The organism is Mesorhizobium sp. M7A.F.Ca.CA.001.08.2.1, from assembly GCF_003998455.1.
Taxonomy (GTDB): Bacteria; Pseudomonadota; Alphaproteobacteria; order Rhizobiales; family Rhizobiaceae; genus Mesorhizobium; species Mesorhizobium ciceri.
Window position 1 is genome coordinate 1 of the sequence record NZ_RZPW01000928.1, and the last position, 2,149, is coordinate 2,149.

Below are 2,149 nucleotides of genomic sequence, written 5' to 3' on the forward strand. Positions count from 1 at the left end.
ATCATAGTTGGTGGCGTTGCGGATGCCTGCCGTCTCTTCCTCGACCACTTCCTCGATGCGGCCGATGATGGCGGCGAGGTTGCCGGGCCGCGCGAACGGGATCGGCGCTTCCGACGTGGTCGTGCGTGCTGGCAGGTTGGGCGTGGATTCCGAAAAGTCGGCCATGGCGTTTCCCAGTTTAGATCTTGATATTTGTTTTTATGGTCGTCTCGTCACCGGTCATCGATCCCGCAGCCTTGCGCTGCAATTGATGGACCAGCGAGGTCGACAGGCTGTTTTGCTGGCCGACCTCGGTCTTTTCCGGCCCGCCCGAAACCGGACCGACGGGCACGACGCGCTTGCCTTCGAGATAGTGGTCGGCGAGCATCGACTTGGCGATGCCGATGCCGCCGCGTTCGGCCATCACGTCGGCCACCCGCTCTGCAAGCTGCGATTTCCACATGTCGCCGGCCAGGCCCTTGCCGTAGACGCCCTCGGTGTCCTTGGGCAGCATGTTCTGGATGAAGGTCTGCAGCACCATCGCCTCGAACTTCTTGAATTTCTTGGCCGGGTCGGTTGCGGCGGCGGCCTTGTCGGCTGTGGCGCGCGACAGGATCGAGCCGGCATCGACGGAAGCGGCTGTGTCGAGTGAAAACGTGCCCGCAGCGCCGCCGGCCCGCTTTGCCAGCGCGGCGCGGGCGGTCTCGATATCCGCCGGGTCGACGGCTCGGGCCACATCCATAACGATGTCGCTGGGTGGAGAAATCGCCAAGAAAGTCCGCCTTTTACCGGTTTTCCCTGACCAGACCATGCCTCAACAAGCTTGTGGCAGGCTTGCGGGAAGGAGAGGGAGCGGAGTGCGGGGATCGGATCGAAGCTGCCGGCCGAGGGTGGGATTTCCGCCTCAGCCTCACTCCTTGACCGCCCCCGTCATCGAGGAGACGTAGTGCTCGACGAAGAATGAATAGAGCACCACCACCGGCAGGGAGCCGATCAGCGCGCCTGCCATCAGGGCTCCCCATTCATAGACGTCCGAACGTACGAGTTCGGTAAGCACGCCGACCGGCACGGTTTTGTTTTCGGACGACTGGATAAAGGTCAAGGCGTAGATGAATTCGTTCCATGACAGGGTGAAGGCGAAGATGCCGGCGGAGATCAGGCCGGGCACCGACAGCGGCAGAACTATCTTGGTCAGGATTTGCCAGCGGCTCGCTCCGTCGATCAGCGCGCATTCTTCCAGTTCGAAGGGTATCGAGCGGAAGTAGCCCATCAAGAGCCACGTGCAGAATGGAATGAGGAACGTCGGATAGGTGAGGATCAGTGCGAACGGCGTATCGTAAAGGCCGAGGTTGAACACCATTACCGACAGTGGAATGAACAGAATCGAGGGCGGCACGAGATAGGCCAGGAAGATCGCCAAGCCGACCTGCCGCGCCCCGGAAAACCGCAAGCGCTCGATCGCATAGGCAGCGAACACCGCCGCCAGCAGCGACAGGAAAGTTGAGGCGGTCGAGATGATGATCGTGTTGAGGAGCCAACCCGGATAGGACGTCTCGAAGAGCAGATACCGAATATGCTCGAGCGTCGGATGGACGACCCAGAACGGGTTGAAATTGGCATAATCCGTCATCTCGAGATTGGGTTTCACCGCCGTGATCGTCATCCAGTAGAACGGGAACAGCAGTACGATGACGAAGATCAGGAGCGGCAGATAAACGGTCACCACGCGCCGGGGCAGGCTCTGGAGATAGCCCATGCCGCCTTCATCCGTGTTCGGGCGGTTGCTCGTTTCTATCGCGGCCATGTCAGTCTCCACCGCCCTGCTGCCATTTACGACGTTGCAGCCCGAAATAGCTGAAAAGGATCGCCGCAAGCAGGAACGGGATCATCGCCACCGCGATCGCGGCTCCCTCGCCAAGCTGGCCGCCGGAAATGCCGCGCTGGAACGAGAGCGTCGCCATCAGATGGGTGGCATTCACCGGCCCGCCGCGAGTCAGCACATAGATCAGCTGGAAATCGGTGAAGGTGAACAGGACCGAAAAGGTCATGGTGATGGCGATGATCGGCGTCAGCAGCGGCAGCGTCACATAGCGGAACAACTGCCAACGGCTGGCGCCGTCGAGCGTCGCGGCCTCGTAAAGCGATTGGGGAATCGTCTGCAGGCCGGCCA

Annotated in this window: 3 protein-coding genes; all 3 read right to left on the reverse strand. The window is 61.1% G+C overall.

Annotated elements, in window-relative coordinates; genetic code table 11:
- Nucleotides 1-178: 178 nt before the first annotated feature.
- Nucleotides 179-790, reverse strand: coding sequence for a rod-binding protein (locus EN914_RS33040; RefSeq protein ID WP_164779095.1), 612 nt, complete (start codon nt 788-790; stop codon nt 179-181).
- 99 nt (nt 791-889) lie between these two features.
- Nucleotides 890-1,783, reverse strand: coding sequence for a carbohydrate ABC transporter permease (locus tag EN914_RS33045; protein WP_024502709.1), 894 nt, complete (start codon nt 1,781-1,783; stop codon nt 890-892).
- Nucleotide 1,784: 1 nt separating this feature from the next.
- On the reverse strand, nt 1,785-2,149 hold a 365-nt coding region (locus EN914_RS33050), incomplete at its 5' end, for a carbohydrate ABC transporter permease (RefSeq protein ID WP_164779096.1).